This window comes from Nodosilinea sp. AN01ver1 (assembly GCF_050565655.1).
GTDB lineage: Bacteria > Cyanobacteriota > Cyanobacteriia > Phormidesmidales > Phormidesmidaceae > Nodosilinea.
Genome location: NZ_JBNXVS010000105.1, coordinates 1 through 4,183, shown reverse-complemented (window position 1 = coordinate 4,183; position 4,183 = coordinate 1). Strand labels below are relative to the sequence as shown.

The 4,183-nt window shown below is 50.3% G+C and carries 5 protein-coding genes; all 5 read left to right on the top strand.

All coding sequences use genetic code 11. The features are described from left to right. Positions 1 to 143 precede the first annotated feature (143 nt). The gene (locus ACQ4N7_RS30010; protein ID WP_430715084.1) at positions 144 to 1,238 is read left to right on the top strand and encodes a helicase-related protein; all 1,095 of its coding nucleotides are present in this window, start codon (positions 144 to 146) and stop codon (positions 1,236 to 1,238) included. Beyond that, positions 1,235 to 2,491 carry a restriction endonuclease subunit S gene (locus tag ACQ4N7_RS30005; protein ID WP_430715083.1) on the top strand — a complete coding sequence of 419 codons (1,257 nt, stop codon included), beginning with the start codon at positions 1,235 to 1,237 and terminating at the stop codon, positions 2,489 to 2,491. The genes ACQ4N7_RS30010 and ACQ4N7_RS30005 overlap by 4 nt, the downstream gene beginning before the upstream one ends. Then, a complete protein-coding gene (locus tag ACQ4N7_RS30000; protein WP_430715082.1) occupies positions 2,488 to 3,261 on the top strand; it encodes a hypothetical protein in 774 nt (257 codons plus the stop codon). The genes ACQ4N7_RS30005 and ACQ4N7_RS30000 overlap by 4 nt, the downstream gene beginning before the upstream one ends. Before the next feature lie 13 nt (positions 3,262 to 3,274). Continuing rightward, complete coding sequence (locus ACQ4N7_RS29995) at positions 3,275 to 3,748, top strand: type I restriction-modification system subunit M N-terminal domain-containing protein (RefSeq protein WP_430715081.1); 474 nt, start codon at positions 3,275 to 3,277, stop codon at positions 3,746 to 3,748. Between the two features lie 84 nt (positions 3,749 to 3,832). After that, positions 3,833 to 4,078: an N-6 DNA methylase gene (locus ACQ4N7_RS29990; protein ID WP_430715085.1), complete on the top strand. Its 246-nt coding sequence runs from the start codon at positions 3,833 to 3,835 to the stop codon at positions 4,076 to 4,078. The last annotated feature ends 105 nt before the right edge of the window (positions 4,079 to 4,183 follow it).

The following is a 4,183-nucleotide window of genomic DNA, read 5'->3' as shown; positions in this document are numbered from 1 at the left end:
ACAGGTGGTGGCTGACATGGTGCAGACTCTGAGATGACGCAAATTTCAGCGTCTCATGTCACCTCACCTTTTCCCCTTCGCCTCACGAGGTTTCAAGCCTTTCACCCACTTCTGTCAGGCAGTCAGCCTTCGAAGACCGACTGATGCTGCCCGACCGGGTCATCGCCATGGGGGCCGACCTGTTTCGCTACCTGCTCGAAACAGGAGGCCCAGAGCAGAAGACAATTATTTTCTGCGTGCGCGACAATCACGCCCAGGCCATTACCATCGAGATGAATAATCTCTACGCCCGCTGGTGTGCCGAGCATGGCCGCGAGCCGGTGCGGAACTATGCCTTTCGCTGCACGGCCAAGGGCGGCGGCAAAGACTTTCTCGCTGACCTCAAGGGCAGCAACCGCGACTACTTTGTCGCTACGACGGTCGACCTGCTGACGACGGGGGTAGACGTGCCCTCGCTGCGAAACGTGGTGTTCTTTAAGTACATGAAGTCGCCCATCCTGTTTTACCAGATGGTGGGTCGGGGCACCCGCATCGATATCAACACGAATAAGCTGATGTTCTGGCTGTACGACTACACCAACGCCACAAGGCTGTTTGGTCACGAGTTTCGCACCAAGGTGACGACGCCGAGCCCCACGGCGGGGGAAGGCGAGGGCACCGACGACGCACCGCCCATCATTCAGGTGGCAGGCTTCGACGTCCAGATTCGAAACGACGGGCAGTACATCCTCACGGTGATTAACGGACGGGAGACGCCTGTAACGGTGCAGCAGTACCAAGAAATGCTGGCCGAACGCCTGCTCAGCGAGGTGCCGACCCCCAATGAGTTTTTAGAGCGCTGGGTCACGCCAGAGGAACGGCAAGACATGCTGCGACAGCTCCACAGCGGTAGCCTGTCGTCGTCGGTGATTCAGCTGATTCGCCATATGGAAGACTACGACCTCTATGATGTGCTGGTGGAGCTGGGCTACCAACTGCCGCCCAAGACGCGATTTGGTCGGGTCGAATCGTTTATGTTGAACCACGATGGGTGGTTAAATGGAATGCCACAGCCCGCCGCCGACACGGTGCGACAGATTGCGGCGCAGTTTACCGATGCGGGTACCGATGGGCTGGAGAGCAGGGAGTTGTTTGCTTCGCCCAAGGTACGAAACGCGGGGGGAATTAAGGCGCTGAAGCTGTTGGACGATGCGAAGGCTGTGTTGATGGATATGAAACGTAGGCTGTTTGCGGCATGACGAAGACGTTGGAACGACACCAAAAAGGAGAGAAGAAAGCGCTGCCGGATGGGTGGCAGTTGGTGAAGTTAGGCGAGGTTTGCGACATCATTGGAGGAAGCACGTTACCAAATCATCAAAGTAATGTTCCTGAGGAAGAGCGCATTTACTGCCTGAAGGTTTCTGACTTGGATGGGGTTTTCTCAAATGGTCGTAACCTTCGCGGATCGCCAATTTATACGAACAAGCAAAATGCTGGAAGTCGTATTCTCGCCCCAGATGATGTTGTCTTCCCGAAACGAGGAGGCGCAATCGCGACAAACAAAAAACGAATCCTAAAGGTAAGCGCCGTTCTTGACCCCAATTTAATGGGCATTCATGCACATAAAAAGAAAGTACTTCCTGAATTCCTCCATCTTTGGTTTAAAAGTTGGGACTTGGCTTCAATTCAAAGCGGGAATTCTGTTCCACAAATTAATCGAAAAGACCTCGACCCGCTTCTATTACCTCTTCCCCCGCTCGATGAACAGAAACGCATCGTCGCTATTCTGAACGAGCAGATGGCCGCCGTCGAGAAAGCACGAGCCGCAGCCGAGGCACAGTTAGAAGCCGCCGATGCCCTACCCGCTGCGTACCTGCGACAAGTCTTCGACAGCCCCGAAGCACAAACATGGGAGACGAAACGACTTGGTGATGTTGCTACCTCCGTACAAAACGGCATTTACAAGAAGAATGAATTTTATGGTCATGGTCATCCATTTATCCGGATGTACAACATTGACAACAATAGCTGGAATCTAAGTTTTCATGAAGTCGCTCAAATAGAAGTTGATGAGCAAGAGCTAAGAAAATTCTCTCTTCAGAAAGGAGACATCCTTATCAGCCGAGTTAATAGTTTTGAGCTTGTCGGAAAATGCGGATGGGTGTGTGAGAAAGCTGATGGAAATGTATTTGAGAATATGCTTATTCGAGTTCGCCTAAAACAAGGATTCGACTCCTTATTCATGACTCAGCAACTAAGAACGAAAAAAATTAAAGACCAAATTAAAGAAGTGGCAAAAAGAGCTATTGGACAATCTTCAATTAATTCGACTGACGTTAGAAATCTCGAATTAGCTATTCCGCCTACACAAAGACAAAAGAATATTTCGGAGATGATTAACGCAAAATTCAAACAAACAGAGGACATCCGTCAATCGCTACAAGGCCAACTCGACACGATTAATGCCATGCCTGCGGCGTTGCTTCGTCGCGCTTTCCAAGGTGAGCTGTGAAACCTGAAATAAGCGAATTCTCATTTGGCTATGCCTTCACAGATGAAATTTCTCGTAAGTTAGATGGGACTTTAGTCGAAGCTCCATTCTTTCCGTCACTCATTGAAGAAGGGGAGCTAGGCTTTGATGTCGGATTTAATTTTGGCATATTTCTTTTTATACAATTTAAGCTGTCTGACCACATGATTAATCGAAGGGCACGAGAGGCAAAGGCAGGAATCTTCACGCCACCATACTACCGATTCGAGTTACGTTCTAGAAAATATTCTAAGCAGCATGATTCTCTGCTAGCGCTTGAAAGCCATGGTTATTTGGTCTACTATGTTGCCCCTGTATTTCATGATGTTGATGACTTGAATAATTATTATGTCAATAGACAAGTTGCAGAGAATTCTGTTTTTGTTCCTCCCAGTCAAATTGGGATGATTAATGATTTTGATGAGCATCATGTTTCATTCCAGGCACCTAATGGCGACGGCTACTTGCTCTCTGAACCAAGACAAATAGGTTCTCTCAGGCCGATTAGTTTTTTCGAGAGAGAAGTGATTTCTACAATGAGAGAGAGAGGGCGAAATGGCATTGACAATGATGCTCAGCGAGTACTACTGAAAACCATGGTCAATGTTTTGATTCAGACTAATCAATATGGGGAAGAAGATTTTCGAGTGGTTGCAGAAAATGACAACTTAAGGCCCATACAGCGCGTAGCCTATATGGCAAGGACATTCTTCAACTGTGAAACCTTTATAGTTAGGCCTCAAACTTCTTAAACATTGGAAGTACATGTCTCAAAACAACCGAAACGGGCGCTTATTCACGACCCAAGCCAGTCTCGACAGCTACATCAAATCCGTCTGCGACATCATGCGCCGGTCAAACTGTGCCGGGGCATTGCAGTACGTCCCTGAAATGACCTGGATTCTGTTCCTGCGCATTCTCGACGAAATGGAAGCACGGGAAGAAGAAGAGGCCGAAGTGCTGGGCATTGACTTCAAGCAGTCGCTAGCGTTGCCCTACCGCTGGCGCGAATGGGCCGCGCCCTACAGCGAAGACCTGCTCGACCTGGTCGACGGCCTGCCCCAGGGCTGGAAGCGCAAAGAACTACAGGATGGCTCATTGGGCGATTTCTTCGCCTTTGTGAACAACGACTTGCTGCCCTACCTGCGTGGGCTACGAGACCAGCCCAACGCCTCGCTACGCCAGAAGGTCATCAGTCAGGTGTTGTCGGGGGTAGAGCGCACCCGCATCGACACCTAGAAAAACTTCCTCGACATTCTCGACAAAATCCACGTCATCAACCAGGAAAACATTGACGACACCCACATCTTCACCTTGTCGCAGGTGTACGAGGGGCTGCTGCTCAAGATGGGCGAGCGGGGTAACGACGGAGGGCAGTTCTTTACGCCCCGTGTCGTTATTCGAGCCATGGTCGAAGCCATTGACCCAAAACTGGACGAGACCATTTACGACCCAGGCTGCGGCACCGGGGGCTTTTTAGCCCAGGCTTACGACCACATCCGCAAGGGGCTGGGCGACACCATCACAGGCGACCAGCTCGAAACGTTAAAGGGTAGTGGATTAATGTAAAGGATAGAGAGAAATAAGGTAACGCCGTTGCACTTCTAGATTCTGGGGGAGTAGGCTCCATGACAATCGAGATGACCTGTCCAACCTGTGGGTCTCACGACATCT

Bases quoted from the DNA above. Each gene is read 5' to 3' on its own strand.
- ACQ4N7_RS29995 (WP_430715081.1), top strand. From the start codon at position 3,275: ATGTCTCAAAACAACCGAAACGGGCGCTTATTCACGACCCAAGCCAGT.
- ACQ4N7_RS30010 (WP_430715084.1), top strand. From the start codon at position 144: ATGCTGCCCGACCGGGTCATCGCCATGGGGGCCGACCTGTTTCGCTAC.
- ACQ4N7_RS30005 (WP_430715083.1), top strand. From the start codon at position 1,235: ATGACGAAGACGTTGGAACGACACCAAAAAGGAGAGAAGAAAGCGCTG.